The following is a 23,995-nucleotide window of genomic DNA, read 5'->3' as shown; positions in this document are numbered from 1 at the left end:
GACGGGCCGCGCGGGGGAATCAGTGGGTGGGTTCGATCGGCGGCCTGGTGGAGCCGCGGGCCTTCAGGGTGGGCGTGACGGCGAAGTGGATGGGGTCGGTGCGGCCGGCGATGCGCTCGAGGAGCAGCTGGATCGCGCGCTCGCCCATGGCCTCGCCCGACTGGTCGACGCTCGTGAGCGAGATGGCCGGATGGCTCGCGATGTCGACGTCGTCGTAGCCGACCACCGAGACGCGATCGGGTGAGAGCCCGTACTCGCCGATCGCGCGGAGGGTGCCGAGCGCGAGTTCGTCGTTGCCCACGAAGATCGCCGTCGGCACCTCCTCGTCGAGGAGGGCGAGCGTGTCGAGGCGGGCGGATTCCTCGGTCATGCCGGTTCGTACGACCCGGATGTCGTCGGAGAACCCGGCGCCCCGCATGCTCGCGAGGTACTGCTCGAGCCGGACCGCGTGCGGGGTGCCCGAACCGGGCTGCGTGACATCCGCGCTGCGCGTGAGGTGCACGATGCGACGATGACCGAGCTCGAACAGGTGCTGCATCGCCAGTCGGGTGCCCTCGAGGTCGTCGCCGGTGACCGTGTCGTACGCCACGGACTCGTCGTGGCGACCGATCATCACGACGGGCACGCGCGCGGCGAGGCGCTCGAGCCATTCGGGGGAGACGAGCGGCGAGATCGCGACGATGCCGTCGACCTGGCGGTCGGCGAGGGCGCCGAGCGCGCGCACGCCCTCCTCGCCGTCGAAATCGGCGGGCGCGATGATGAGCTGGTACTCGGTGCCGTGGAGGGCGGCCGTGGCCCCGGCGACGATCTTCGTGAAGAAGGGGTTGCCGATGTGCGGCAGCTCGATGCCGAGCGTGAAGCTCGCGCCGCGCATGGCGCGGGCGGCGACCCGCGGGCGGTAGTCGAGGGTCTCGATCGCGGCGTTCACGCGCTCGCGCATGCCGGGGCTCACGCCGTACGCGTTGCGGATCACCTTGGAGACCGCGGCGCGCGACACTCCGGCTTCGCGCGCGACATCCTCGATGGTCGCTGCCCTGGCTCTGGTCACGGTCCCCCCTTTCGCCGTCGTTGGTTCATGGCGTCGCCTCGGTGTCACCATACACGCTGGAACGATCTGGGATAGACCGATCTACGAATGGACTCGCCGTCGAATATAAATCGTTTCAAAGAAATTGTGTAGATCGGTTGACAAACGGCGTCGGCACTCGTAACGTGGGCCCCGCCACAGCACCGAGCACCCGTCGGAGCATCCAACAGCGCAGTTGCTTTACATGGAGGTAAAGAGCATGGTCCCCCGTACCACACGACGCTCGATCGTCGCCCTCGGCGCAGGCGGTCTCGCCCTGTCGCTGGCCCTCGCCGGCTGTTCCGCCGGCGACTCCGGTTCCGCCGACGGCACGGTCGAGCTCACGTTCCTCGTCGACAACGGCGACGCGACGGTCGGCACGGCCGAGGCCCTCGCCGAGGCGTTCACGGCCGAGAACCCCGACATCACCATCGAAGTCGAGACCCGGCCGCAGGGCGCCGACGGCGACAACGTCGTGAAAACGCGTCTCTCGACCGGCGAGATGGCCGACCTGTTCCAGTACAACTCCGGCTCGCTGCTGCAGGCCCTCAACCCCGACCAGACCCTGGTCAACCTCGACGACCAGCCGTACATCGACAAGTTCGACGAGAACTTCATCGCGAGCGTCTCGACCGACAACGGCGTCTACGGCGTTCCGATGGGCCAGTCGATGGCCGGCGCGGTGCTGTACAACAAGGACATCTACGCCGAGCTCGGCCTCGAGATCCCCACCACCTGGGACGAGTTCATCGCCAACAGCGAGGCGATCAAGCAGGCGGGCGTCGCCGCCCCGATCATCCAGACCTACGGCGACACGTGGACGTCGCAGCTCTTCGTTCTGGGCGACTTCAACAACGTGCTCGCCGAGGACCCGGACTGGGCCGAGAAGTACACGAACAACGAGGCCAAGTACGTCGACCAGCCCGCGTTCGCCGGATTCGAGCACCTGCAGGAGGCCTTCGAGAAGGACCTCTTCAACGAGGACTTCGCCTCGGCGCTCTACGCCGACGGCGTCTCGATGGTCGCGACCGGCGAGGGCGCGCACTACCCGATGCTGACGTTCGCTGCCTCTCAGCTCGCGACCACCAACCCCGAGGCCGCCGACGTGGTGGGCACCTTCCCGCTGCCCGGACCGGACGCCGAGTCGAACGGCCTCACGGTGTGGATGCCGACCAACACGATCTACGTGCCGAAGTCGACCGAGGGCGAGAAGCTCGAGGCCGCGCAGAAGTTCCTGGAGTGGGTGACCACGCCCGAGGCCTGCGACATCCAGGCCGAGTCCAACTCGCCGCAGGGGCCGTTCGTGGTCGAGGGCTGCGAGCTGCCCGAGGACGTGCCGGCCATGGTCGCCGACCTCCAGCCCTACTTCGACGAGGGCAAGACCAGCCTCGCCCTCGAGTTCCTCTCGCCCATCAAGGGACCGGCGCTTGAGCAGATCACCGTCGCAGTGGGCTCCGGCATCACCTCGGCCGCTGACGGCGCTGCGCAGTACGACGAGGATGTCAAGAAGCAGGCACAGCAGCTCGGCATCGAGGGCTGGTAGGCCGCACTCCGTCGAAAGGCACGCCGCGGGGGGGGGGGTTTTTCCCCCCCCCCCCCCCCCCCCCCCCCCGAACACCCCCCCCCCCCCCCCCCCCCCCCCCCCCCCCCCCCCCCCCCCCCCCCCCCCCACCCCGCCCCCCCCCCCCCCCCCCCCCCCCCCCCCCCCCCCCCCCCCCCAACGCCGGTCAATCGGCGAGCGCCCGCTCCAGCGCGGCGGCCTGGTGCCGGTGGCCGACGGTCTCGTAGCCGACGACCACCACGATCGGCGAGAGCGCCGCGATCACGATGCCGGTGCCCATGCTCGCGCCGGCGGCGACCACCTGGACGGCCGCGACCAGCGGGATGATGCTCCCGATGAACAGCAGGACGTGGAACGGGTCGAACTCGCGGAGCAGGAGCGTGTAGAGCGTGAACAGCGCGATCGAGAACACGCCGACCGGCACGACGACGGTGAGCAGTGCGAGCGTGTCGTCGATGTGCGCGACGCCCTCGATCACGTATGCGGCCACGTGCAGGCCGGCGCCGGTCGCCGCGAGGGCGCCGAACAGCACGATGTGGCCGTAGCCCCACACCCAGCCCCGGCTGCGATGCCGGGCGAGCACCGTCGCGGAGGGCATGATGAAGTACACCCACCACAGCCCGAACGCGAGCATCGTGCCCCCGACGGTGACGAGCACCGCCTCGACGTCCCATCCCTGTTCCTCGACGACGGCCGAGATCGCGAGGATCGTGCCGAGCACGATCTCGCCGAGCGTGATGATCACGAGCAGGCCGTACCGTTCCGCGATGTGGTGCGGATGCCACGGGGTGGGGCCGCCGACGCGCTCGGCGATGATCGGACCGGCCATCTCGAACGAGACGAGCGCCAGCCAGGCCACCACCGCTGCCTGGAGCGGCGGGTTCACCATGAGCAACGTGACCCAGCCGACCTGCGCGATCGACACGAGCACGGCGTACGCGAGCGCGGTGCGGCGGTGCGCGGGGTCGTGCCGCGCCGCCCGCAGCCAGAGCGCGACGACGGCGACGCGCATGATCACGTAGCCGATCACGACGACCCGGTTCTCGAGCTCGCCGCCCTCGTCGATCGAGTGGAAGGTCTGCGGCAGGCCGAGGGCCAGCACGATGACGCCGATCATCTGCATCATCGTCGCGACGCGGAAGAAGACGTCGTCGTTGTCGTAGGCCGAGGCGAACCACGCGTAGTTGATCCACGCCCACGCGATCGCGAACACCGCGAACACGAAACCGAACGTCGCGGGCACGAAGTGGCCGAGCTCGAGCAGGTGCGCGGTCTGGCTGCCGGCCTGGCTGAACGCGGCCACGAAGACGAGGTCGAAGAACAGCTCGAGCGGTGTCGCCGAGCGGTGCGGCTCGGCGGGGTCGCGCGCCGTCATCCGGCGCAGCCGGTGGTCCAGTCCGGTGACGGCGCGCTCGCTCATGGTGTCTATCGTGACAGCAGCAGTGCCTCGCCCTGTCCTCCGCCGCCGCACAGCGCGACCGCGGCCTTCCCGCCGCCGCGGCGCGAGAGCTCGAGCGCGGCGTGCAGCGCGAGCCGGGCGCCCGAGGCGCCGATGGGGTGGCCGAGTGCGATCGCGCCGCCGTGCACGTTGACCTTCTCGTGGTCGAGCGCGAGGTCCTTCATCGACTGCAGCGAGACCGCGGCGAACGCCTCGTTGATCTCGACGAGGTCGAGGTCGGCGGCCTGCCACCCGTCGCGCTCGAGGGCCGCGGCGATCGCGTTCGAGGGCTGGGAGTGCAGCGAGTTGTCGGGTCCGGCGACCTGGCCGGACGCCCCGACCAGCGCGAGCCACGGCAGGCCGCGCTCCTCGGCCCACGCACGACTCGCGACGACGACCGCGGCGGCGCCGTCGGAGATCGGCGAGGAGTTGCCCGCCGTGATGCTGCCGCCCTCGGCGAACGCGGGGCGGAGCTTGCCGAGGACCTCGGGCGTCGAGTCGGGGCGGACGCCCTCGTCGGTCGAGACGACGACCGGGTCGCCCTTGCGCTGCGGGATCTCGACGGGAACGATCTCGTCGTCGAAGAGCCCGTCGGACTGCGCCCTGCCCGCGCGCACGTGCGACGCCGCCGCGACCTCGTCCTGTTCGGCGCGGCCGAGGCCGTAGCGCTCGTTGAAGCGCTCGGTCGACGCGCCCATCGACTCCCGGTCGAACGCGTCGGTGAGTCCGTCGTTGGCGGTGACGTCGATGAGCTCCATCGAGCCGTAGAGGTGACCCTTCCGCGACGCGGGGAGCACGTGGGGGGCGTTGGTCATGGACTCCTGGCCGCCCGCCACCACGACCTGCGCCTCGCCGAGGCGGATCAGCCGCGCGGCATCGGCGATCGCCACGAGGCCCGAGAGGCAGACCTTGTTGAGGGTGATCGCGGGCACCCGCCACGGGATGCCGGCCGCGACGGCGGACTGCTTCGCAGGGTTCTGCCCGGCCCCGGCCTGCAGCACCTGGCCCATGATCACGGCGTCGACGTCGTCGGGGGAGACGCCGGCCTTGTCGAGTGCGCCGCGGATGGCCGCCGTGCCGAGCTCGACGGCCGAGCGGCCTGCGAGGTTGCCCATGATGCGGCCGAACGGGGTGCGGGCGCCGGCGACGATGACGACGTCGGGGAAGCTCATTTCGGTCGGACTCCTTCGTCTCGGGGTGCGCGAGGGTGGGCGCACCCGCTTCGGGTTGCGCGTCGTGCGCGATCGACTCTAGTGTACGTTCCTGAGACCTGAACCACCTGTCAGGTTTCCACGACACCGACGTCATCCTGAGAGGCACACAGCATGCGAGTTACACCGAAGTACCTCGCGCCGGCGCTCGTCGCCGCCGCGGCCACCGCCATCACGCTGGCCGGTTGCGCACCGACCACCGCCGCCGGCGGGGGCGACTCCGAGGGCGCCGAGGCCGCCCCGGTCGCGATCGGCATGATCACCTCGCAGACCGGTCCGCTCGCAGCCTATGGCGAGGCCTACACCGCCGGCTTCGAGGCCGGGCTCGACTACGCCACCGAAGGCACCGGCGAGGTCGACGGCCGCGAGCTCGAGATCACCTGGGAGGACGACCAGGGCAACCCCGACACCGCGGTCGCCAAGGCCAAGGACCTCATCGGCCAGGGCACGAAGGTCATCGCCGGCACCGTCGTGTCGGGCATCGCGACCTCGCTCGCCGAGCAGGCCGAGCAGAACGAGATCCTGTACATCTCGGGCCCCGCCGCCACCGACGCGATCACCGGCGTCAACGACTACACGTTCCGCTCCGGCCGTCAGACGTACCAGGATGTCGCGACCGCGGGCACGTTCATCGGCGACGCCGAGGGCAAGAAGGTCGTCGTGTTCGCGCAGGACACCGCGTTCGGCCAGGGCAACCTCGCGGGCGTGCAGGCCGTGCTCGGCGGCCAGGGCGCCACGGTCGAGGGCGTGCTCGTCGCCGAGGACGCGACCGAGTTCACCCCGTTCGCGCAGCAGCTCGTCGCCGCGCAGCCCGACCTCGTCTTCGTCGCGTGGGCCGGCGCCTCCTCGGGCGCGATGTGGACCGCGCTGCAGCAGCAGGGGGTGTTCGACGCCGCACCGGTCGTCACGGGCCTCGGCGACGTGGCGACCTACCAGGCCTACGGCGACGCGTCGGGGAACATCTCGTTCCTCAACCACTACTTCGGCGGCGCCGGCGGCACCGACATCGAGGAGGCGATGATCGCGCACCTCGAGGAGAACGGCGCCGAGCCCGACCTCTTCTCGGTCGACGGGTTCGTCGCCGCGCAGATGATCGTGCAGGCCGTGCGCGAGGGCGGCGACGACGTCGCGGCCATGATCGACGCGCTCGAGGGCTGGACCTTCGAGTCCGTCAAGGGCGAGGTCACCGTGCGCGAGGAGGACCACGCACTCATCCAGCCCATGTACCAGGTCGCGCTCGTCGAGGGCGACGCCGGCTGGGAGCCCGAGCTCGTCGAGACCGTCGACGCCGAGACCGTCGCCCCGCCGGTCGCCGAGTAGCCGCCTCCGCATCGACGACCGGGAAGACCCACGCGAATGACCGACCACGTCGCGCTCGAACTCGAGCACGTCACCCTCCGCATCGGCGGCGCGCTCCTGCTGAAGGACGTCTCCCTCGCGGTGCCCGAGGGCGAGATGCTCGGGGTCATCGGCCCGAACGGCGCCGGCAAGACGACCCTGTTCAACGTCGCCTCGGGCGTGCTGCGCCCCACGGGGGGCGTCGTGCGCCTCGCGGGCGCCGACGTGACCGGGCATCCCGTGCACCGTCGCGCGGCCGCCGGGCTGGGCCGCACGTTCCAGACCTCGAGCCTGTTCCCGGCGCTCGACGTGCTCGAGAACGTGCGGCTCGCCGCCCAGGCACGCGAGGGCCGCGCGGCATCCGTGTTCCGCACCCCGCGGCGCACGGATGCCGCGACCCGGCGTGCGGCCGCGGCGCTCGAGGAGGTCGGCATGGCCCATCGGGCCGGCGCGACCGCCGCGGGCCTCGCGCACGGCGAGAAGCGCAAGGTCGAGATCGCCATGCTCATCGCGATGGAACCCCGCGTGATCCTCCTCGACGAGCCCATGGCGGGCGTCGGTTCGGCCGACGTCCCCGCCCTCACCGAGGTGATCCGCGGGCTCCACCGCGGTGGGCGCACGGTGCTCATGGTCGAGCACCACATGGACGTCGTGCTCGGCCTCGCCGACCGGGTCGCCGTCATGCACCACGGCGAGCTGCTCGCCGTCGACTCACCGGAGGCCGTCATGGCGAACCCCACCGTGCAGTCCGCATACCTGGGCAGCGCCGCATGAGCGCGAGCGCCCCCGTCGCGGCCGAGCCGATCCTCAGCGTCCGCAACCTGTACGGCCGGATCGCCGGCCAGCAGGTGGTCGAGGATGTCTCGTTCGACGTGCCCGCGACCGGCGTGACCGCGCTCCTCGGCCGCAACGGCGTCGGCAAGACCTCCACGATCAGGTCCGTCCTCGGACTCATCGACCGATCCGGCGAGGTGCGGCTGGCCGGCGAGCGCATCGACCGACTGCCCACGCACCGCATCGTGCAGCGCGGCGTCGCCTACGTGCCGGAGGACCGCGAGGTGTTCGGATCGCTCACGGTCGCGGAGAACCTGCGGCTCGCCGAGCGCGACCGGATGCCGCGGCGCGAGCTCGTGGCATCCCTGTTCCCCGACCTCCAGGCGCGACTCGAGCAGCGCGCCGGCACGCTCTCGGGCGGACAGCAGCAGATGGTCTCGCTCGCCCGCGCACTCGTCAACGAGAACCGGCTGCTGCTCGTCGACGAGCCCACCAAGGGACTCGCGCCGCGCATCGTCGACGAGGTCGCCGATGCGCTCGCCGAGGCCGCGCGCACCGCGCCGATCCTGCTCGTCGAGCAGAACCTGCTCGTCGTGCGGCGTCTGGCCGAGCGCGTCGTCGTGCTCTCCTCGGGTCGTGTGGTGTTCACCGGCTCGGCCGCCGAGCTGCTCGACGACCACGATCGCGTCCAGCGATTCCTCGGCGTGCACGACGAGCGGGAGGCCGCCTGATGGACACGCTCGTCCTGCTGCTCGTCACGGGCCTCGGCCTCGGCGCGCTGTACTTCCTGGTCGCCAGCGGCCTCTCCCTCATCTACGGGCTCATGGGCGTGCTGAACTTCGCCCACGGCGCGTTCCTCACGATCGCCGCGTTCCTCGGCTGGGAGGCCGGGCGCCGCATCTCCGACGGCACATGGACCGGGCTCGCGATCTCCGCGGTGGTCGGCATCCTCGTCGGCGCGACCGTCGCGGTGCTGACGGAGGTGCTCGTCATCCGCCGGCTCTACGAACGGCACATCGAGCAGGCGCTCGTGACCGTCGGGATCTCGCTCGCGGCCGTGGCGCTGTTCGAGGGCATCTGGGGGACCGACCCGATCTACACCGACCGGCCCGAGTGGCTCACGCAGACGACCGTGATCCTGGGGGCGCGCATCCCGAACGACCGCTTCCTGCTCATCGCGTGCGCGGCGCTCGTGCTCGGCGGCATCGTGCTCTTCCTCCGACGCACCCGGTACGGCCTGATCATCCGGGCGGGCGTCGAGAACCGCCACATGGTCACCGCGCTCGGCATCGACGTACGCCGTTCGTTCACGCTCGTGTTCGCGATCGGCGGCGCCGCGGCCGGCCTCGGCGGCGTGCTCGCCTCGGTCTACTACGGATACGTGTCGGCCCACCTCGGATCGGTGCTGCTCATCTTCGCGTTCATCGTCACCGTGATCGGCGGGCTCGGCTCGTTCACGGGCGCCGCGATCGCCTCGGTGCTCGTCGCCGTCCTGCAGCAGTTCGCGAACTTCTTCCTCGGCGGCACCGGCGATCTCGTGGTCGTCGTGCTCCTGGCCGCCGTGCTGCTCATCCGCCCGAGGGGACTCATGGGGAAGGCCGCATGAACCGTCGCATGACCGCCACGTCGCTCCGCCTGCTCGTCGGCGGCATCCTGCTCGTCGTCGTGCTCGCGGTGCTCCCGCTGTTCGCGATCGACATCCCGGGCGTGCTGCCCGGCCCGACGTACACGCCGGGCACCCTCCAGTTGCTCGCGTTCGCGCTGCTCATCGCGGCGCTCGCACTCAGCTACCGGATGATGTTCGGCCTGGCCGGGCTGCTCTCGTTCGGCCACGCGCTGTTCTTCGCCGCGGGCGCCTACGGCCTCGCGATGACGCTCGAGGCGTTCGGACCATCCGACTGGCCGAGCCCGGTGATCTTCGTGGCATCCATCGGCGCGACGCTCGTGCTCGGGTTCGTCCTCGCCGCGACCGTCGGCTCACTCGCGCTGCGCGTGACCGGCATCTCGTTCGCGATGGTCACGCTCGCCTTCGCGCAGGCCGGGTCGGTGCTCATCCGGCGCAACCCGGGCAGCGCCACGGGCGGCGACGAGGGCATCCCGCTCGACACCACGCACGTGCCCGCCGAGCTCGTCGGGGTGGTCGACACCCGCAACCTCTACTGGATGGCACTCGGTATCCTGGTCGTCGTCTACCTGGTCGTGCTCTGGGTCGAGCGGAGCCGCGCCGGCCACGTCGCCGAGGCGATCCGCGAGAACGAGCTGCGCGTCCGGGTCATCGGCCTGCGCCCCTACGACGTCAAGCTGCTCGTCTTCATCGTCGCGTCGGTGCTCGCGGCGGTGGCGGGCATGGGCTACCTGCTGCTGCAGTCGGGCGCCGCGCCGCGCATCGCCACCGCCGACTTCACCCTGACGCTCCTCGTGATCGTGGTGCTCGGCGGTGTGGGGGCGCGCTGGGGCGCCGTGGTCGGCGGTATCGTCTACACACTGCTCGACCAGCGCCTCACGGCGCTCGCCGGATCCGACGCGGTCGCCGCGCTGCCCGACGTGCTCCGGGTTCCGCTGTCCGAGCCCCTGTTCATCCTGGGCACGCTGTTCGTGCTCGTGGTGCTGTTCCTGCCCGGGGGCATCGCCGGGCTCCCCGGCCGCATCGCCTCCGGGCGGAAGCAGCACCCGGTGGAGCCGGAGGAGGCCGTCGATGCCTGACGGACTGAGGAGCGCCGACGGACCCGGCACGCTGGGGCGCTGGACCGCCGACCGCGCCCGCACCGCCCCCCACGCCGTCGCGATCGACGACCGCGGCGTGGTCGTCACGTATCGCGAGCTCGACGAACGAGCGGCGCGGCTGGCCGCGGCGTTCCGCGACGCGGGCTACGCGATCGGCGACCGCGTGGCGACGGTCACGGGCAACAGCGCCGACCACGTCGTGCTGTTCTTCGCGTGCGCCAAGGCCGGCCTCGCGCTCGTCCCGCTGTCGTGGCGGCTGTCACCGCGCGAGCTGGCCGAGCAGCTCGAGATCGCCGAGCCGGCGCTCCTGCTCGTCGAGGAGGAGTTCCAGTCGCCGGCTCGGGCCACGCTCGACCGGCTCGCGCGGCGGCTGCCGGTCGCGGCCCTCGGCGCGCACGGCGTCGAGCAGCGCGTGCCGCATCCGGCCGGTCGCGCGGAGGCCCCCGGAACGCGACTCGACGTGCGGGACGACGACGCCCTGCTCATCGTGTTCACCTCGGGCACCACGTCGCGGCCGAAGGGCGCCGTGCTCACCCACGCGAACTGCTTCTGGACGAACCTGTCGCTTTCCAAGACGATCCCGATCGCCGAGCACGACGTCGTGCTCGCCGTCATGCCCCAGTTCCACGTCGGCGGCTGGAACATCCAGCCCCTGCTGGCCTGGTGGGCGGGCGCGACGGTCGTGCTCGAGCGCACGTTCGACCCGGGCCGCGTGCTGCACCTCATCGCCGAGCGCCGCATCACGACCATGATGGGCGTGCCCGCGAACTACCTGTTCCTCGCGCAGCACCCCGACTTCGAGCGCACCGACCTGTCGAGCCTCGGCCACGCCGTGGTCGGCGGCGCGCCGATGCCGCCGGCGCTGCTGCGCACGTGGCACCGCCGGGGCGTGGCGCTCACCCAGGGGTACGGGCTCACCGAGGCGTCCCCGAACGTGCTCTGCCTGCCCGACCGCGAGGCCACCTCGCGCGTGGGCTCCGCGGGCCTGCCGTACGCGCACGTCGACGTCGCCGTCGCCGACCCGGCCACCGGCGAGCTCCTCGACGGCCCGGCCGAGGGCGAGCTGCTGGTCTCGGGTCCCGGTGTGTTCGCGGGCTACTTCCGCGACCCCGACGCCACGGCGGCCGCGCTCAACGGCGGATGGCTGCACACGGGCGACCTCGTCCGCCGCGATGCCGACGGCTACTTCACCGTCGTCGACCGGCTCACCGACGTCTACATCTCCGGGGGCGAGGGCGTCTCGCCGGCCGAGGTGGAGTCGGTGCTCATCGCCCACCCCGCGGTCGCGGATGTCGCGGTCGTCGGCGTGCCCGACGAGCGCTGGGGCGAGGCGGGCTCGGCGTGGGTGGTGCTGCGGCCCGGTGCGATCACGGATGCCGCGGAGCTGACGGAGTTCGCGCGCGGCTCGCTCGCCGGCTACAAGGTGCCGCGCGACATCCACTTCATCGACGAGATCCCGCGCGGTGCGGCGACCAAGACGCTGCGGCGGGTCCTCGCCGAGCGAGCCGCGCGGCTCGACGAGGCATCCCGGCCCGAGGGGATCGACGCATGAGCGCGGCACCGCGCACCGCCCGCGGCGAGAAGACCCGGCGCCGGCTGCTCGAGGCCGCCGAGCACGTGTTCTCCGAGCACGGCTACACGGAGGCATCCGTCTCGCGCATCACCGACCGCGCCGGCGTCGGCCAGGGCACGTTCTACCTGTACTTCGACTCCAAGCTCGAGCTGTTCGAGGAACTCGTCGAGGACCTGAACCACCGCGTGCGCCAGGCGATGAGCGAGGGCGCCGCGGGTGCGACGACCCGCCTCGAGGCAGAACGCGCCGGCTTCGCCGCGTTCTTCCGCTTCACGGCCGAGCATCCGGCGCTGTACCGGATCGTGCGCGAGGCCGAGTTCGTGTCGCCCGAGGCGCTGCGCCTGCACTACACGCGGATCGTGGAGGGCTACATCGACGGGCTCCGCCTGGCGCAGCTCGACGACGAGATCGGCGACATCGACCCGACCGTGGCCGCGTGGGCGCTCATGGGCATCGGCGAGATGATCGGCATGCGGTGGGTGCTCTGGGGCGACGGCGCGAACGGGAGCGGCGACGCCGCCGACCCGCTCGCCTCGGGTACCAGCGCGGTGCCCGACCACGTGCTCGACGAGATGATGCGGTTCATCGGCGGCGCCCTGGGGAGGGGCGCGCGCCGCGGCGATGAGGAGGATTCATGACCGAACCGACCGGATCGAGGGGGCCGGGCGGCCTGGCCGGACGCCGGGCGATCGTAACCGGCGGCGCGAGCGGCATCGGGCTCGCGTGCGCCGAGGCGCTCGCCGACGCGGGCGCGCACGTGACGATCGCCGACCTCGACGGCGAGGCCGCGGCGTCCGTCGCCGACCGGATCGGCGGCGAGGCCTGGACGGTCGACCTCGGTGACACCGCGGCGCTCGCCGAGCTGTCGCTCGAGGCCGACATCCTCGTCAACAACGCCGGGCTCCAACACGTGCGCCCCATCGACGAGTTCGAGCCCGAGCGCTTCTCGCTCCTCCTGCGCGTCATGCTCGAGGCGCCGTTCCTGCTCATCCGCGCGGCGCTGCCGGGCATGTACGACCGCGGCTTCGGCCGGATCGTCAACGTCTCGAGCGTGCACGGGCTGCGCGCCTCGCCGTACAAGGCCGCCTACGTGTCGGCCAAGCACGGCCTCGAGGGCCTGTCGAAGGTGACCGCGCTCGAGGGCGGTCCGCACGGCGTCACCTCGAACTGCGTCAATCCGGGGTACGTGCGCACGCCGCTCGTCGAGAAGCAGATCGCCGACCAGGCGAAGGTGCACGGCATCCCCGAGGAGGACGTCGTGGAGAAGGTCATGCTCACCGAGTCGGCCATCAAGCGCCTCGTCGAGCCGGGCGAGGTCGCGAGCCTCGTGCGCTGGCTCGCGAGCGACGACGCCCGCATGGTCACGGGAGCGAGCTACACCATGGACGGCGGATGGAGCGCCCGATGACCGACCCTTCTCCGTTCGTCGCATCCGTCCGGGGCGGCGAACTCGTCGGCGGCCAGTGGCGGGCGGATGGCGCGGGCACGCCCATCCTCGCCCTTCACGGCATCACCGCGACCCACCGGGCCTGGCACCACGTCGCCGATGCGCTGCCGGAACGCCGCATCGTCGCACCCGACCTCAGAGGTCGCGGACGCTCGAACGGGCTGCCCGGCCCGTGGTCGCTGCGCGACCACGCCGACGACCAGGCGCGCGTGCTCGACGCGCTCGGCATCGACCGGGCGTTCGTGCTGGGTCATTCGATGGGTGCGTTCGTCACCGTGCGCTTCGCCGCCGCGCATCCCGACCGGGTCGCGGGCCTCGTGCTCGTCGACGGCGGCCTGCCGATCCCGCACCCCGACGGGCTCGCACCCGACGAGGTGGCCGCGGCGGTGCTCGGCCCCGCGCTGGCGCGCCTCGAGATGCGGTTCGCCGATCCGGCCGCGTACGTCGACTTCTGGAAGGCGCACCCCGCGATCGGTCCCGCCTGGGACGACCATCTCGCCGACTACGTCGCGTACGACCTCGTCGGCACGCCGCCCGAGCTCCGCTCGTCGTCGGTGGCGGAGGCGGTCGCGCAGAACGTGCTCGAGCTCGACGGCAGCGACGGGTACGCCGACGAGCTCGCGTCGCTGGCCGCGCCGGTCGACTTCCTGCGCGCCGAGCGGGGGCTGCTCGACCAGCCCGAAGCCCTGTACCCTCGCGATCGGGTGGCGGCGTTCGCAGAACGGATGCCGGCGCTCCGCGTCACCGAGGTCGCGGGGTGCAACCACTACACGATCGTCATGACGGAGGCCGGGGCGGCGCAGGTCGCCGCGGTCGTCGCGCGGCGCCTGGCCGAGGCCGACGCCGCGACATCCGTCACCGCCGTCGCTGACAAGGAGGTCACACGATGACATTGGACAAGACCGTCGGATCCGCCGCCGAGGCGGTGGCCGACATCCCGGATGGCGCGTCGCTCGCCGTCGGCGGATTCGGGCTCTGCGGCATCCCCATGGTGCTGATCCAGGCGCTGCTCGAGCGCGGTGTCGGGGGGCTCTCGGTCGTCTCGAACAACTGCGGCGTCGACGACTGGGGACTCGGCGTGCTTCTGGCCGAGGGCCGCATCCGCAAGATGACCTCGTCGTACGTCGGCGAGAACAAGGAGTTCGAGCGGCAGTACCTCTCTGGTGAGCTCGAGCTCGAGCTCACCCCCCAGGGCACGCTGGCCGAGAAGCTCCGCGCGGGCGGCGCGGGCATCGCCGCGTTCTTCACGCAGACCGGCGTCGGCACGCAGGTCGCCGAGGGCGGCCTGCCGCAGAAGTACGCCGCCGACGGGTCCATCGCGGTCGCGTCGAAGCCGAAGCCCGTGCAGACCTTCACGGTGCGCGGCGAGGAGGCCGAGTTCGTGCTCGAGGAGGCCATCACGACCGACTTCGCGCTCGTGCACGCGCTGAAGGGCGACCGGCACGGCAACCTGGTGTTCGACAAGTCGGCCCGCAACTTCTCACCGCTGGCCGCGATGGCCGGCCGGGTGTGCATCGCGCAGGTCGAGGAGCTCGTCGAGCCGGGCGGGATCGACGCCGACGCGGTGCACCTGCCCGGCATCTTCGTCGACCGCATCGTCGAGGTCGGCAGGGGCATCGAGAAGCGGATCGAACGCCGCACGGTTCGAGAGGGGAACTGACATGGCGCTCACCCGCCTCGAGATGGCCGCGCGTGCGGCGAAGGAGCTCGCCGACGGCTCGTACGTGAACCTCGGCATCGGCCTGCCGACGCTCGTGCCGAACTACGTGCCCGACGGCGTCACCGTCGTGCTGCAGTCCGAGAACGGCATCCTCGGCGTCGGCCCGTACCCGACCGAGGACCAGGTCGACCCCGACCTCATCAACGCCGGGAAGGAGACCGTCACGGTGCTGCCGGGTGCGGCCTACTTCGACTCGGCCACGAGCTTCGGCATGATCCGCGGCGGCAAGGTCGACGCGGCCATCCTCGGCGCCATGCAGGTGTCGAAGGACGGCGACCTGGCCAACTGGATGATCCCCGGCAAGATGGTCAAGGGTCCCGGCGGCGCGATGGACCTCGTGCACGGCGCCCGCCGCCGCATCGTGCTCATGGAGCACGTCGCGAAGGACGGCTCGCCGAAGATCGTCGACGCGTGCTCGCTGCCCCTCACCGGCAGGGGCGTCGTCGACCGCATCATCACCGACCTGGCCGTGATCGACGTCACGCCCGACGGATTGAAGCTCGTCGAGGTGGCGCCCGGCGTCAGCGTCGACGAGGTCGTGGAGAAGACCCAGCCGCCGCTCGACACCTCCTCGGTGGAGGTGCTCGCATGACCGCGACGATCCTGCCGGGCATCACCGCGCACCGGGTGGCCACGCCCCGCTACACCGCCCAGGTGCTCGAACGCCCGGCGGATGCCGCGGCCGGCGCGCCGCGGACCGTGCTCTTCGTGCACGGCAACGTGTCGTCGTCGCTGTTCTGGCAGCCGACGATGCTCGCCCTGCCCGACGACGTGCGCGCGCTCGCGGTCGACCTGCGCGGCTTCGGCGGCAGCGACATCCTGCCCGTCGATGCGACCCGCGGGCTCGGCGACTACGCCGAGGACCTCGCGTCGGTGATCGGCGAGCTCGACCTCGACGACGTGCACCTCGTCGGCTGGAGCATGGGCGGCGGGGTCGTGCTGCAGGCCCTGCTCGAGCACGAGCCGCCCGTGGCATCCGTCACGCTCGTGAACCCCGTCTCGCCCTACGGCTTCGGGGCGACGGATGCCGCGGGGCGGCCGCTCACCGACGACGCCGCCGGCTCGGGCGGCGGGGGAGCGAACCCCGACTTCATCGCGCGCATCCAGGCCGGGGACCGCACGGATGAGGCGCCGGCCTCGCCGCGCTCGGTGTACCTGCAGACGTACGTGGCGCCGGGATTCAGCTCGGAGCACGACGACGTGTGGGTCGAGTCGATGCTCACCACGGCGATCGGCGAGCACAACTACCCGGGCGACTCCCGCACCTCCGACAACTGGCCGGGCTTCGCGCCGGGCGACCGCGGCGTGCTCAACACCATGGCCCCGACCAACTTCGACGTGAGCGGCGTCGCCGATCTCGAGCGCAAGCCGCCGATCCTGTGGATCCGCGGCGCCCAGGACGTCATCGTGTCGGACACGTCGCTGTTCGACCTCAACCACCTCGGCGCGCTCGGGGTCATCCCGGGCTGGCCGGGGGCGGAAGTCGCCCCGCCGCAGCCGATGATCGCGCAGACCCGGGCGGTGCTCGACCGCTACGCCGCGCGCGGCGGCGCGTACCGCGAGGTCGTCTTCGAGGCGTGCGGGCATTCGCCGCACCTCGAGGACCAGGCGCGATTCGTGGCCGAGCTCGTCGCCCAGCTGTCGGGAGAGGAGTCCGCCGCGGCGTGAACCCCGCAGGATAGGCGTCGCGCTCCGATGACGCCAGTCCCTCGCGCGGATCCGGCACCGCCTCGGAAGATGGGATGGCGACTGGGGGACGGGTGCCGGAGGAGGCATCATGACCGACCGCGCCGTCCGCGACGACCGCATCGCCCCCGACCCGGAGGATGCCCGGAAGCCGGATTCGCCGCCGGAGGTGTCCAAGCGGTCGTGGAAGTACGTGTTCCGCAAGACCTTCCGCGAGTTCATCGACGACGAATGCCAGGACAGCGCCGCGGCGCTGACGTACTACGGCGTGCTCGCGCTGTTCCCCGGCCTGCTCGCGCTCACCTCCCTGCTCGCGCTGGTCGGGCAGGGCGGCGGCGGGACGAACGCGCTGCTCGGCGTGCTCGAGGGCATCGCGCCGCCGCAGGTGCTCGACGTCCTGAGCGAGCCGCTGCAACGGTTCGCCGACTCGCCCGCGGCCGGCCTCGGGTTCATCACGGGTCTGGTCATCGCGCTGTGGTCGGCGTCCGGCTACGTCGGCGCCTTCGGCCGGGCCATGAACCGGATCTACGAGATCAAGGAGGGGCGGCCGTTCTGGAAGCTGCGGCCGATCCAGCTTGGGGTCACCGTGGCCTCGGTCCTCCTGCTCGCAATCGTCGCCGTGATCCTCGTGGTCTCGGGTCCGATCACGAATGCCATCGGCGACGCCCTCGGGCTCGGCGAGGCGGTCCGGACGGTCTGGGAGATTGCGAAGTGGCCGCTGCTGGCGTTCGTCGTGATCCTCATCGTCGCGCTGCTCTACCACGCGACGCCCAACGCGAAGCAGCCCAAGTTCCGCTGGGTGAGCCTCGGCGCCCTGCTCGCGATCCTCGTGCTGGTGATCGCGTCGGCGGGATTCGCGCTCTACGTCGCGAACTTCTCCAACTACGACCGCACGTACGGCTCGCTGGCGGGCGCGATCGTCTTCCTCCTCTGGCTCTGGATCGCCAACAACGCCCTGCTGTTCGGGGCCGAGTTCGACGCCGAGCTCGAGCGCGGCCGCGAACTGCAGGCCGGCATCCCCGCCGAGGAGCGCATCCAGCTGCCGCCGCGCGACACGCGCAAGATCGACAAGGCCGAGGAGAAGGAGCGGGAGGACATCGAGCTCGGCCGGAAGATCCGCGAGGCGCACGCCGATGACGCCGAACGCGAGGCCGCCGAGGAGTCCGGGCGCCGCGACCGCTGAGGCGACCGCCGAAGCATCCGTTCGATTGAGGAGGTCTCCAGCGGCCCGGTCCTAGACTGACACGGTGCCTGCAGTGAATCTCGGAATGCCCAAGGTCCCCGAAGTCCTCGCGCCCCGGCGCAAGTCCCGGCAGATCAAGGTGGGCAAGGTCCTCGTCGGCGGCGACGCCCCGGTGAGCGTGCAGTCGATGACCACGACGCCGACGCCGAACATCAACGCGACCCTGCAGCAGATCGCCGAGCTCACCGCGTCGGGCTGCGACATCGTCCGCGTGGCGGTTCCGAGCCGCGACGACGCCGAGGCGCTGCCGATCATCGCCAAGAAGAGCCAGATCCCGGTCATCGCCGACATCCACTTCCAGCCGAACTACGTCTACGCGGCGATCGACGCCGGGTGCGCGGCCGTCCGCGTGAACCCCGGCAACATCCGCAAGTTCGACGACCAGGTGGCCGAGATCGCGCGTCGCGCCAAGGCGGCCGATGTCTCGATCCGCATCGGCGTCAACGCGGGTTCCCTCGATCCGCGGCTCCTGCAGAAGTACGGCAAGGCGACCCCCGAGGCGCTCGTCGAGTCGGCCGTCTGGGAGGCGAGCCTCTTCGAAGAGCACGACTTCCACGACTTCAAGATCTCGGTCAAGCACAACGACCCGATCGTGATGGTCAAGGCCTACCGCCTCCTCGCCGAACGCGGCGACTGGCCCCTGCACCTCGGCGTGACCGAGGCCGGGCCCGCGTTCCAGGGCACGATCAAGTCGGCGACCGCGTTCGGCATCCTGCTCTCCGAGGGCATCGGCGACACCATCCGCGTCTCGCTCTCGGCTCCGCCGGTCGAAGAGGTGAAGGTCGGGCTGCAGATCCTGCAGTCGCTGAACCTGCGCGAGCGCAAGCTCGAGATCGTGTCGTGCCCCTCGTGCGGGCGAGCACAGGTCGACGTGTACAAGCTCGCGAACGACGTGACCGACGGGCTCGAGGGCATGAGCGTGCCGCTGCGCGTCGCCGTCATGGGCTGCGTGGTGAACGGCCCGGGCGAGGCGCGCGAGGCCGACCTCGGCGTGGCATCCGGCAACGGCAAGGGCCAGATCTTCGTCAAGGGCGAGGTCATCAAGACCGTGCCCGAGGCCGAGATCGTCGAGACCCTCATCGCCGAGGCCAACCGCATCGCCGACGAGATGGGCGTCGACGCGCCCGTGGGCACGCCGCAGGTGGTCACCTCCTAGTCCATCGTTGGCCGCCGGCCCTGCCGCGAGCAAGGTGAGCGGATCCGACCACTTCGCCATGGAGGACGAGGAGGACGACGACGAGGGCGTCTGAGCGGCGCGCGGGCGCGGCATCCGTCGTCAGTAGAATTCTCGGGTGCCCACACGCCTGACGAACTTCTTCCTCCGCACGCTCCGCGAAGACCCTGCCGACGCCGAGGTCACGAGCCACAAGCTGCTCGTGCGCGCCGGCTACATCCGGCGCCAGGCGCCGGGCGTGTTCGCGTGGCTGCCGCTGGGCCTGCGCGTGAAGGCGAAGATCGAGCGCGTCATCCGCGAGGAGATGGAGGCCGCGGGAGCGCACGAGGTGCACTTCCCGGCGCTGCTGCCGCGCGAGCCCTATGAGCAGACCGGCCGCTGGACCGAGTACGGCGACGCGCTGTTCCGCCTGAAGGACCGGAAGGAGGCCGACTACCTGCTCGCGCCGACGCACGAGGAGGTCTTCACGCTGCTCGTGAAGGACCTCTACTCGTCGTACAAGGAACTGCCCCTGACGATCTACCAGATCCAGGACAAGTACCGCGACGAGGCTCGGCCGCGTGCGGGCCTGCTCCGGGGCCGCGAGTTCACCATGAAGGATGCCTACTCGTTCGACGTGACCGACGCCGGGCTCGACGCGAGCTACCAGGCGCAGCGCGACGCCTACGAGCGTATCTTCGCCCGGCTCGGGCTCGACTACGTCATCGTGCAGGCCGACGCGGGCGCTATGGGCGGCTCGAAGAGCGAGGAGTTCCTGCACCCCACCCCCGTCGGCGAGGACTCGTTCGTCCGCACGGCGGGCGGCTACGCCGCGAACGTCGAGGCCTTCGTCACGCTCGCGCCCGAGCCGATCCCGTTCGACGGGCTGCCGCCGGCCGTTATCCTCGACTCCCCGAACACGCCCACGATCGCGACGCTCGTCGACCTCGCGAACGCCGAGTACCCGCGTCCCGACGGCCGATCCTGGACCGCCGCCGACACGCTGAAGAACGTCGTGCTCGCCCTCACGCACGTCGACGGCGCGCGCGAGGTCGTCGTCGTCGGCCTGCCCGGCGACCGCGAGGTCGACATGAAGCGCGTCGAGGTCGCGTTCGCGCCCGCCGAGGTCGAGGCCGCGACCGAGGAGGACTTCGCGAGGCACCCCGGGTTGGTCAAGGGGTACATCGGTCCGTGGTCGCCCGAGGGCGCGGTGCTCGGGGCGGAGTCCTCGACCGGCATCCGCTTCCTCGTCGACCCGCGCGTGGTCGACGGCACCGAGTGGATCACGGGTGCCAACCTCGACGAGAAGCACGTGTTCGGGCTCGTGGCCGGCCGCGACTTCATCGCCGACGGCACGATCGAGGCGGCGAACGTCCGCGACGGCGACCCGGCGCCCGACGGCTCGGGCCCGGTCGAGATCGCGCGCGGCATGGAGATCGGCCACGTGTTCCAGCTCGGCCGCAAGTACGCCGACGCGCTCGGCCTCAAGGTGCTCGACGAGAACGGCAAGCTCGCGACGGTCACCATGGGCTCGTACGGCATCGGCGTGACCCGCATCCTCGCGATCATCGCCGAGCTGCACAACGACGAGAAGGGCCTCGTGTGGCCCGCCGCGGTCGCGCCGTTCGACGTGCACGTGCTGGCCACCGGCAAGGATGCCGCGGCGTTCGACGCCGCCGAGCGCGTCGTCGCCGACCTCGAGGCGTCGGGCCTCGAGGTGCTCTACGACGACCGCCCCAAGCTCTCGCCGGGTGTCAAGTTCGCCGACGCCGAGCTGATCGGCGTGCCGAAGATCGTCATCGCGGGGCGTGGCGTCGCCGACGGCGTCGTCGAGGTCTGGGACCGCGAGTCGGGGGAGCGCACGAGCGTGCCGATCGACGGCGTCCGTGCAGCGCTCGGCCGCTGAGACACGAGAACGCCCCCGGCGCCCATCGGGCGACCGGGGGCGTTCTGCGCGAGATCACATCTTGGCGTAGCGCGCCCGCGCGAAGCAGAAGACGCCGTAGACGATGAGTCCGGCACCGACGAGCCAGAGGATGACGACGCCGAAGGGCAGTTCGGCGAGGCTCTTCAGGGCGTCGTCGAGCCCGCCGGCGGCCTCCGGATCGGCCGTGACCGCGGCGACGACGAAGAGCACGCCGACGATCGCCACGGCGATGCCCTTGGCGATGTAGCCGACCATGCCGAACGTGATGATGCCCTTGCGGGCCGGCCCACTGCCGGGCAGCAGGAGGCGCTTCTCGAACGCCCGCGTCGCTCCGCGGTACACGAACGCGATGCCGACGCCGAGGATGATCAGCCCGATGAGCACGAGCAGGACCACGCCGCCGGGAGCGGCCAGCAGCTGGGCGCTCAGGGTCTGCGTCGACTGGTCGGAGTCGGAACGCCCGCCGAGTGCGTAGACGAGCGCCGTGATCGCGATGGCGATGTACGCGATGGCCGTGCCGACGTACTTGACGCGGTAGCCCCACTTCTTCTTGTCGTCGGCCTCGCGGACGAGGAACGCCTCCGCGATCTGCCACAGCCCGAGCGCGAACAGGCCGATCGCGATGACCCAGAGGAGGAACAGGCCGAAGGGCCAGCTGGCGACCTGCTGCATCGCGCCGCCCTGGTCGGCCTCGCCACCGGCGCCCTGGGCGACGGAGATCGCGATCGCCCCGATCACGATGTGGACGATGCCGAGCACGACGAAGCCGATGCGGGCCAGCATCTCGAGGACGCGCGAGTTCTGCGCCGCGCTCGCGGCGGACTTGCCGGTTGCCGATGTCATGCCGCCAGCGTACTGAGGAAGCGCGCTCGGGAGGCAGACCGGTGCTCCTCCTTGCGCGGGGGTCTCCGGCGGTGCTAGGCCCCGGCCGCGCCGGAGGCCGTTCGCCCAGCGGTCCGCCCGCGTTCACCCGGCGGACGCCTGCGTGCCGCCATCGCGACACCCGCTCCCGAGAGGCTCGGCGCGTCCCTCCGGCCCGACGCGCGGCTGCCCCGCGCACTGAACGAGGAGCTGCCATGACCATCCCCGAACTCCGCCTCACCCCGGTCGCGCACGCGATCGGCAAGCGCTCGCCGGTGACCTGCCGGCTGAAGTGCGCCGACGCCTGCCTCGGTCCCGAGTGCAACACGTCCGACAACGCCCACTTCCGCGACATCGCGTCGCAGGCGATCTCGCGCCGGTCCGTGCTCGGCCTCGGCGTGGCCGGAGCGATCGGCCTCGTGCTCGGCGGCGCGGCGGGCGGCGGCGATGTCAGCCCCGCCTTCGCCGCGAAGCCCGGCACCGCCGGCCTCGCGTTCGATCCGATCGATCCCGTCGGCCGCCTGGTCGACGAGTTCACCGTTCCCGCCGGGTACCGCTGGCAGCCGATCATCCGCTGGGGCGACCCGCTGTTCGCATCGGTCCCGTCGTTCGACTTCGAGCACCAGACCGCTGAGGCCCAGGCCGGGCAGTTCGGGTACAACAACGACTACCTCGACATCATCGCCGACCCCAGCGGCAAGAGCGGCGTGCTCGTCACGAACCACGAGTACGTGAACCCGAACCTCATGTTCCCCGCGACGAGCGACCCCGACGAGCTGCGTCGCCGTGGCGAGATCTACAAGGCGGCGATGGGAATGGCCGTCGTGGAGGTGCAGCGCCGCCGCGTCGGCGACCCGTGGACGTACGTGGTCGACGGGAAGCGCAATCGCCGCCTCACGGTCGAGTCCGTCTTCGAGCTCACGGGCCCCGCCGCCGGCTCCGACCTCGTGAAGACCGCCGACGACCCCGAGGGCCGCTGGGTCAAGGGCACGCTGGGCAACTGCGCCGGCGGCACGACGCCGTGGGGCACGGTGCTCTCGGGCGAGGAGAACTTCAACGGCTACTTCGCCTGGGCTGCCGACACCGCCGAGCAGAAGCGGTACAGCGCCTCCTCGACCTCGACGACCTCGACGGGCTGGGAGCAGTACGACCCGCGCTTCGACGCGCACGACCCCGCGTTCGTCAACGAGCCGAACCGCTTCGGCTACATCGTCGAGATCGACCCGGGCGACCCGACGTCGACGCCGAGGAAGCACACCGCGATGGGCCGCTTCAAGCACGAGGGCGCGAACGTCACGATCGCCGAGGACGGCCGCGTCGTGGCCTACATGGGCGACGACGAGCGCAACGACTACCTCTACAAGTTCGTCTCGAAGGGTCGCTACACCGCCGCGACCTCGACCGGGGCGCGCAGTAAGAACATGCAGCTGCTGAGCGAGGGCGACCTGTTCGTCGCGCGCTTCGCGGGCAACTCGCCGGCCGGCGAGATCACCGGTGCGGGCACCCTGCCGTCCGACGGCGCCTTCGACGGCAGCGGCGAGTGGATCGCCCTGACCCGCGACGGCGAGAGCGTCGTGCCCGGCATGTCGACCGAGCAGGTGCTCGTCTACACGCGCCTGGCCGCCGACCTCATGGGTGCGACCAAGATGGACCGCCCGGAGGACGTCGAGCCGAACCCCCGCACGGGCAAGGTCTACCTCGCGCTGACCAACAACAGCAACCGCGGCCGCGCCGCGGCGCCCGTCGACGAGGTCAACCCGATCACGGGCAACCGCTACGGCCACGTCGTCGAGATCACCGAGACGGCCGGCCAGGCGGGTGAGACGTACGGCTGGAGCATCCTGCTGCTCTGCGGCGACCCGTCGACCACGGCGTACACGTACTTCGCCGGCTTCCCGAAGGAGCTGGTGTCGCCGATCTCGTGCCCCGACAACGTCGCGTTCGACTCCGAGGGCAACCTGTGGATCTCGACCGATGGAGCGCCGAGCACCATCGGCTACAACGACGGCCTGTTCCGGGTGCCGCTCGAGGGACCCGAGCGCGGGAACGTGCAGCAGTTCCTCTCGGTGCCCCGCGACGCGGAGACCTGCGGCCCCGTGATCCACGACCGCGAGGGCCTGGTGTTCGTCGCGGTGCAGCACCCGGGGGAGGACGGCTCCTACGACGAGCAGGTCTCGTTCTTCCCCGACTACGTCCAGCAGCACGGCGAGGGCACGGCGGCCGCGCCGCGCCCGTCGGTCGTGCAGGTCTGGAAGGGCTGAGCGCGGCGAACT

General features: G+C 71.4%; 21 protein-coding genes. 17 read left to right on the top strand and 4 right to left on the bottom strand.

Translation table 11 applies throughout. The features are described 5' to 3' along the window. Positions 1-19: 19 nt before the first annotated feature. A complete protein-coding gene (locus ACZ4TW_RS00980; protein WP_465539278.1) occupies positions 20-1,048 on the bottom strand; it encodes a LacI family DNA-binding transcriptional regulator in 1,029 nt (342 codons plus the stop codon). A gap of 238 nt (positions 1,049-1,286) precedes the next feature. Between ACZ4TW_RS00980 and ACZ4TW_RS00975 the strand changes: the two genes are divergently transcribed. Further along, positions 1,287-2,609: an ABC transporter substrate-binding protein gene (locus ACZ4TW_RS00975; protein WP_465539276.1), complete on the top strand. Its 1,323-nt coding sequence runs from the start codon at positions 1,287-1,289 to the stop codon at positions 2,607-2,609. 184 nt (positions 2,610-2,793) lie between these two features. Here ACZ4TW_RS00975 and ACZ4TW_RS00970 read toward each other — a convergent pair whose 3' ends face one another. Then, positions 2,794-4,047, bottom strand: coding sequence for a low temperature requirement protein A (locus tag ACZ4TW_RS00970; RefSeq protein WP_465539275.1), 1,254 nt, complete (start codon positions 4,045-4,047; stop codon positions 2,794-2,796). Positions 4,048-4,052: 5 nt separating this feature from the next. Continuing rightward, positions 4,053-5,237, bottom strand: coding sequence for an acetyl-CoA C-acetyltransferase (locus ACZ4TW_RS00965; RefSeq protein ID WP_465539273.1), 1,185 nt, complete (start codon positions 5,235-5,237; stop codon positions 4,053-4,055). Positions 5,238-5,390: 153 nt separating this feature from the next. Between ACZ4TW_RS00965 and ACZ4TW_RS00960 the strand changes: the two genes are divergently transcribed. The 15 genes from ACZ4TW_RS00960 to ACZ4TW_RS00890 all read left to right on the top strand — a co-directional run bounded on the left by ACZ4TW_RS00960 (position 5,391) and on the right by ACZ4TW_RS00890 (position 20,840). Continuing rightward, entirely contained in the window at positions 5,391-6,596 is a 1,206-nt protein-coding gene (locus ACZ4TW_RS00960) for a substrate-binding domain-containing protein (RefSeq protein ID WP_465539271.1), read from the top strand. A gap of 36 nt (positions 6,597-6,632) precedes the next feature. Then, positions 6,633-7,388, top strand: a complete 756-nt coding sequence (locus ACZ4TW_RS00955; protein WP_465539269.1) for an ABC transporter ATP-binding protein — start codon at positions 6,633-6,635, stop codon at positions 7,386-7,388. Continuing rightward, positions 7,385-8,119 carry an ABC transporter ATP-binding protein gene (locus ACZ4TW_RS00950; protein WP_465539267.1) on the top strand — a complete coding sequence of 245 codons (735 nt, stop codon included), beginning with the start codon at positions 7,385-7,387 and terminating at the stop codon, positions 8,117-8,119. The genes ACZ4TW_RS00955 and ACZ4TW_RS00950 overlap by 4 nt, the downstream gene beginning before the upstream one ends. Further along, positions 8,119-8,994 carry a branched-chain amino acid ABC transporter permease gene (locus ACZ4TW_RS00945; protein ID WP_465539265.1) on the top strand — a complete coding sequence of 292 codons (876 nt, stop codon included), beginning with the start codon at positions 8,119-8,121 and terminating at the stop codon, positions 8,992-8,994. Before ACZ4TW_RS00950 ends, ACZ4TW_RS00945 begins: the two co-directional genes overlap by 1 nt. A gap of 8 nt (positions 8,995-9,002) precedes the next feature. After that, positions 9,003-10,091, top strand: a complete 1,089-nt coding sequence (locus tag ACZ4TW_RS00940; protein WP_465539263.1) for a branched-chain amino acid ABC transporter permease — start codon at positions 9,003-9,005, stop codon at positions 10,089-10,091. Beyond that, positions 10,084-11,664 carry a class I adenylate-forming enzyme family protein gene (locus ACZ4TW_RS00935; protein WP_465539261.1) on the top strand — a complete coding sequence of 527 codons (1,581 nt, stop codon included), beginning with the start codon at positions 10,084-10,086 and terminating at the stop codon, positions 11,662-11,664. Before ACZ4TW_RS00940 ends, ACZ4TW_RS00935 begins: the two co-directional genes overlap by 8 nt. Beyond that, positions 11,661-12,323, top strand: coding sequence for a TetR/AcrR family transcriptional regulator (locus ACZ4TW_RS00930; protein ID WP_465539259.1), 663 nt, complete (start codon positions 11,661-11,663; stop codon positions 12,321-12,323). Before ACZ4TW_RS00935 ends, ACZ4TW_RS00930 begins: the two co-directional genes overlap by 4 nt. Then, positions 12,320-13,093, top strand: a complete 774-nt coding sequence (locus tag ACZ4TW_RS00925) for a 3-hydroxybutyrate dehydrogenase (RefSeq protein WP_465539257.1) — start codon at positions 12,320-12,322, stop codon at positions 13,091-13,093. The genes ACZ4TW_RS00930 and ACZ4TW_RS00925 overlap by 4 nt, the downstream gene beginning before the upstream one ends. After that, the gene (locus tag ACZ4TW_RS00920; RefSeq protein WP_465539255.1) at positions 13,090-14,022 is read left to right on the top strand and encodes an alpha/beta fold hydrolase; all 933 of its coding nucleotides are present in this window, start codon (positions 13,090-13,092) and stop codon (positions 14,020-14,022) included. Before ACZ4TW_RS00925 ends, ACZ4TW_RS00920 begins: the two co-directional genes overlap by 4 nt. Then, on the top strand, positions 14,019-14,792 hold the full coding sequence (locus tag ACZ4TW_RS00915; RefSeq protein WP_465539254.1) for a CoA transferase subunit A: 774 nt from the start codon (positions 14,019-14,021) through the stop codon (positions 14,790-14,792). Before ACZ4TW_RS00920 ends, ACZ4TW_RS00915 begins: the two co-directional genes overlap by 4 nt. Position 14,793: 1 nt before the next feature. After that, entirely contained in the window at positions 14,794-15,444 is a 651-nt protein-coding gene (locus tag ACZ4TW_RS00910) for a CoA transferase subunit B (protein WP_465539252.1), read from the top strand. Beyond that, on the top strand, positions 15,441-16,520 hold the full coding sequence (locus ACZ4TW_RS00905; RefSeq protein WP_465539250.1) for an alpha/beta fold hydrolase: 1,080 nt from the start codon (positions 15,441-15,443) through the stop codon (positions 16,518-16,520). The genes ACZ4TW_RS00910 and ACZ4TW_RS00905 overlap by 4 nt, the downstream gene beginning before the upstream one ends. Before the next feature lie 109 nt (positions 16,521-16,629). Next, positions 16,630-17,721: a YihY/virulence factor BrkB family protein gene (locus tag ACZ4TW_RS00900; protein WP_465539249.1), complete on the top strand. Its 1,092-nt coding sequence runs from the start codon at positions 16,630-16,632 to the stop codon at positions 17,719-17,721. Positions 17,722-17,806: 85 nt separating this feature from the next. Then, the gene (gene ispG / locus ACZ4TW_RS00895) at positions 17,807-18,937 is read left to right on the top strand and encodes a flavodoxin-dependent (E)-4-hydroxy-3-methylbut-2-enyl-diphosphate synthase (protein ID WP_465540235.1); all 1,131 of its coding nucleotides are present in this window, start codon (positions 17,807-17,809) and stop codon (positions 18,935-18,937) included. Between the two features lie 136 nt (positions 18,938-19,073). Further along, positions 19,074-20,840 carry a proline--tRNA ligase gene (locus tag ACZ4TW_RS00890; protein WP_465539247.1) on the top strand — a complete coding sequence of 589 codons (1,767 nt, stop codon included), beginning with the start codon at positions 19,074-19,076 and terminating at the stop codon, positions 20,838-20,840. A 54-nt stretch (positions 20,841-20,894) separates the two neighbouring features. On the opposite strand, the gene ACZ4TW_RS00885 is transcribed toward ACZ4TW_RS00890, so the two are convergent. Beyond that, the gene (locus tag ACZ4TW_RS00885) at positions 20,895-21,704 is read right to left on the bottom strand and encodes a DUF1206 domain-containing protein (protein WP_465539245.1); all 810 of its coding nucleotides are present in this window, start codon (positions 21,702-21,704) and stop codon (positions 20,895-20,897) included. 233 nt (positions 21,705-21,937) lie between these two features. Between ACZ4TW_RS00885 and ACZ4TW_RS00880 the strand changes: the two genes are divergently transcribed. Further along, entirely contained in the window at positions 21,938-23,983 is a 2,046-nt protein-coding gene (locus ACZ4TW_RS00880; RefSeq protein WP_465539244.1) for a PhoX family protein, read from the top strand. Positions 23,984-23,995: the final 12 nt, after the last annotated feature.

The sequence above is a fragment of the Agromyces sp. NPDC029043 genome, from assembly GCF_055564615.1.
Note: the sequence above shows the minus strand (reverse complement) of the source record. Positions and strands in the feature narration are given on the sequence as shown.

Coding starts and splice junctions, on each gene's coding strand:
- ACZ4TW_RS00975 (WP_465539276.1), top strand. CDS start 1,287: ATGGTCCCCCGTACCACACGACGCTCGATCGTCGCCCTCGGCGCAGGC.
- ACZ4TW_RS00940 (WP_465539263.1), top strand. CDS start 9,003: ATGACCGCCACGTCGCTCCGCCTGCTCGTCGGCGGCATCCTGCTCGTC.
- ACZ4TW_RS00955 (WP_465539269.1), top strand. CDS start 6,633: ATGACCGACCACGTCGCGCTCGAACTCGAGCACGTCACCCTCCGCATC.
- ACZ4TW_RS00920 (WP_465539255.1), top strand. CDS start 13,090: ATGACCGACCCTTCTCCGTTCGTCGCATCCGTCCGGGGCGGCGAACTC.
- ACZ4TW_RS00970 (WP_465539275.1), bottom strand. CDS start 4,047: ATGAGCGAGCGCGCCGTCACCGGACTGGACCACCGGCTGCGCCGGATG.
- ispG (WP_465540235.1), top strand. CDS start 17,807: ATGCCCAAGGTCCCCGAAGTCCTCGCGCCCCGGCGCAAGTCCCGGCAG.
- ACZ4TW_RS00880 (WP_465539244.1), top strand. CDS start 21,938: ATGACCATCCCCGAACTCCGCCTCACCCCGGTCGCGCACGCGATCGGC.
- ACZ4TW_RS00925 (WP_465539257.1), top strand. CDS start 12,320: ATGACCGAACCGACCGGATCGAGGGGGCCGGGCGGCCTGGCCGGACGC.
- ACZ4TW_RS00965 (WP_465539273.1), bottom strand. CDS start 5,237: ATGAGCTTCCCCGACGTCGTCATCGTCGCCGGCGCCCGCACCCCGTTC.
- ACZ4TW_RS00900 (WP_465539249.1), top strand. CDS start 16,630: ATGACCGACCGCGCCGTCCGCGACGACCGCATCGCCCCCGACCCGGAG.
- ACZ4TW_RS00950 (WP_465539267.1), top strand. CDS start 7,385: ATGAGCGCGAGCGCCCCCGTCGCGGCCGAGCCGATCCTCAGCGTCCGC.
- ACZ4TW_RS00885 (WP_465539245.1), bottom strand. CDS start 21,704: ATGACATCGGCAACCGGCAAGTCCGCCGCGAGCGCGGCGCAGAACTCG.
- ACZ4TW_RS00960 (WP_465539271.1), top strand. CDS start 5,391: ATGCGAGTTACACCGAAGTACCTCGCGCCGGCGCTCGTCGCCGCCGCG.
- ACZ4TW_RS00945 (WP_465539265.1), top strand. CDS start 8,119: ATGGACACGCTCGTCCTGCTGCTCGTCACGGGCCTCGGCCTCGGCGCG.
- ACZ4TW_RS00905 (WP_465539250.1), top strand. CDS start 15,441: ATGACCGCGACGATCCTGCCGGGCATCACCGCGCACCGGGTGGCCACG.
- ACZ4TW_RS00910 (WP_465539252.1), top strand. CDS start 14,794: ATGGCGCTCACCCGCCTCGAGATGGCCGCGCGTGCGGCGAAGGAGCTC.
- ACZ4TW_RS00915 (WP_465539254.1), top strand. CDS start 14,019: ATGACATTGGACAAGACCGTCGGATCCGCCGCCGAGGCGGTGGCCGAC.
- ACZ4TW_RS00935 (WP_465539261.1), top strand. CDS start 10,084: ATGCCTGACGGACTGAGGAGCGCCGACGGACCCGGCACGCTGGGGCGC.
- ACZ4TW_RS00930 (WP_465539259.1), top strand. CDS start 11,661: ATGAGCGCGGCACCGCGCACCGCCCGCGGCGAGAAGACCCGGCGCCGG.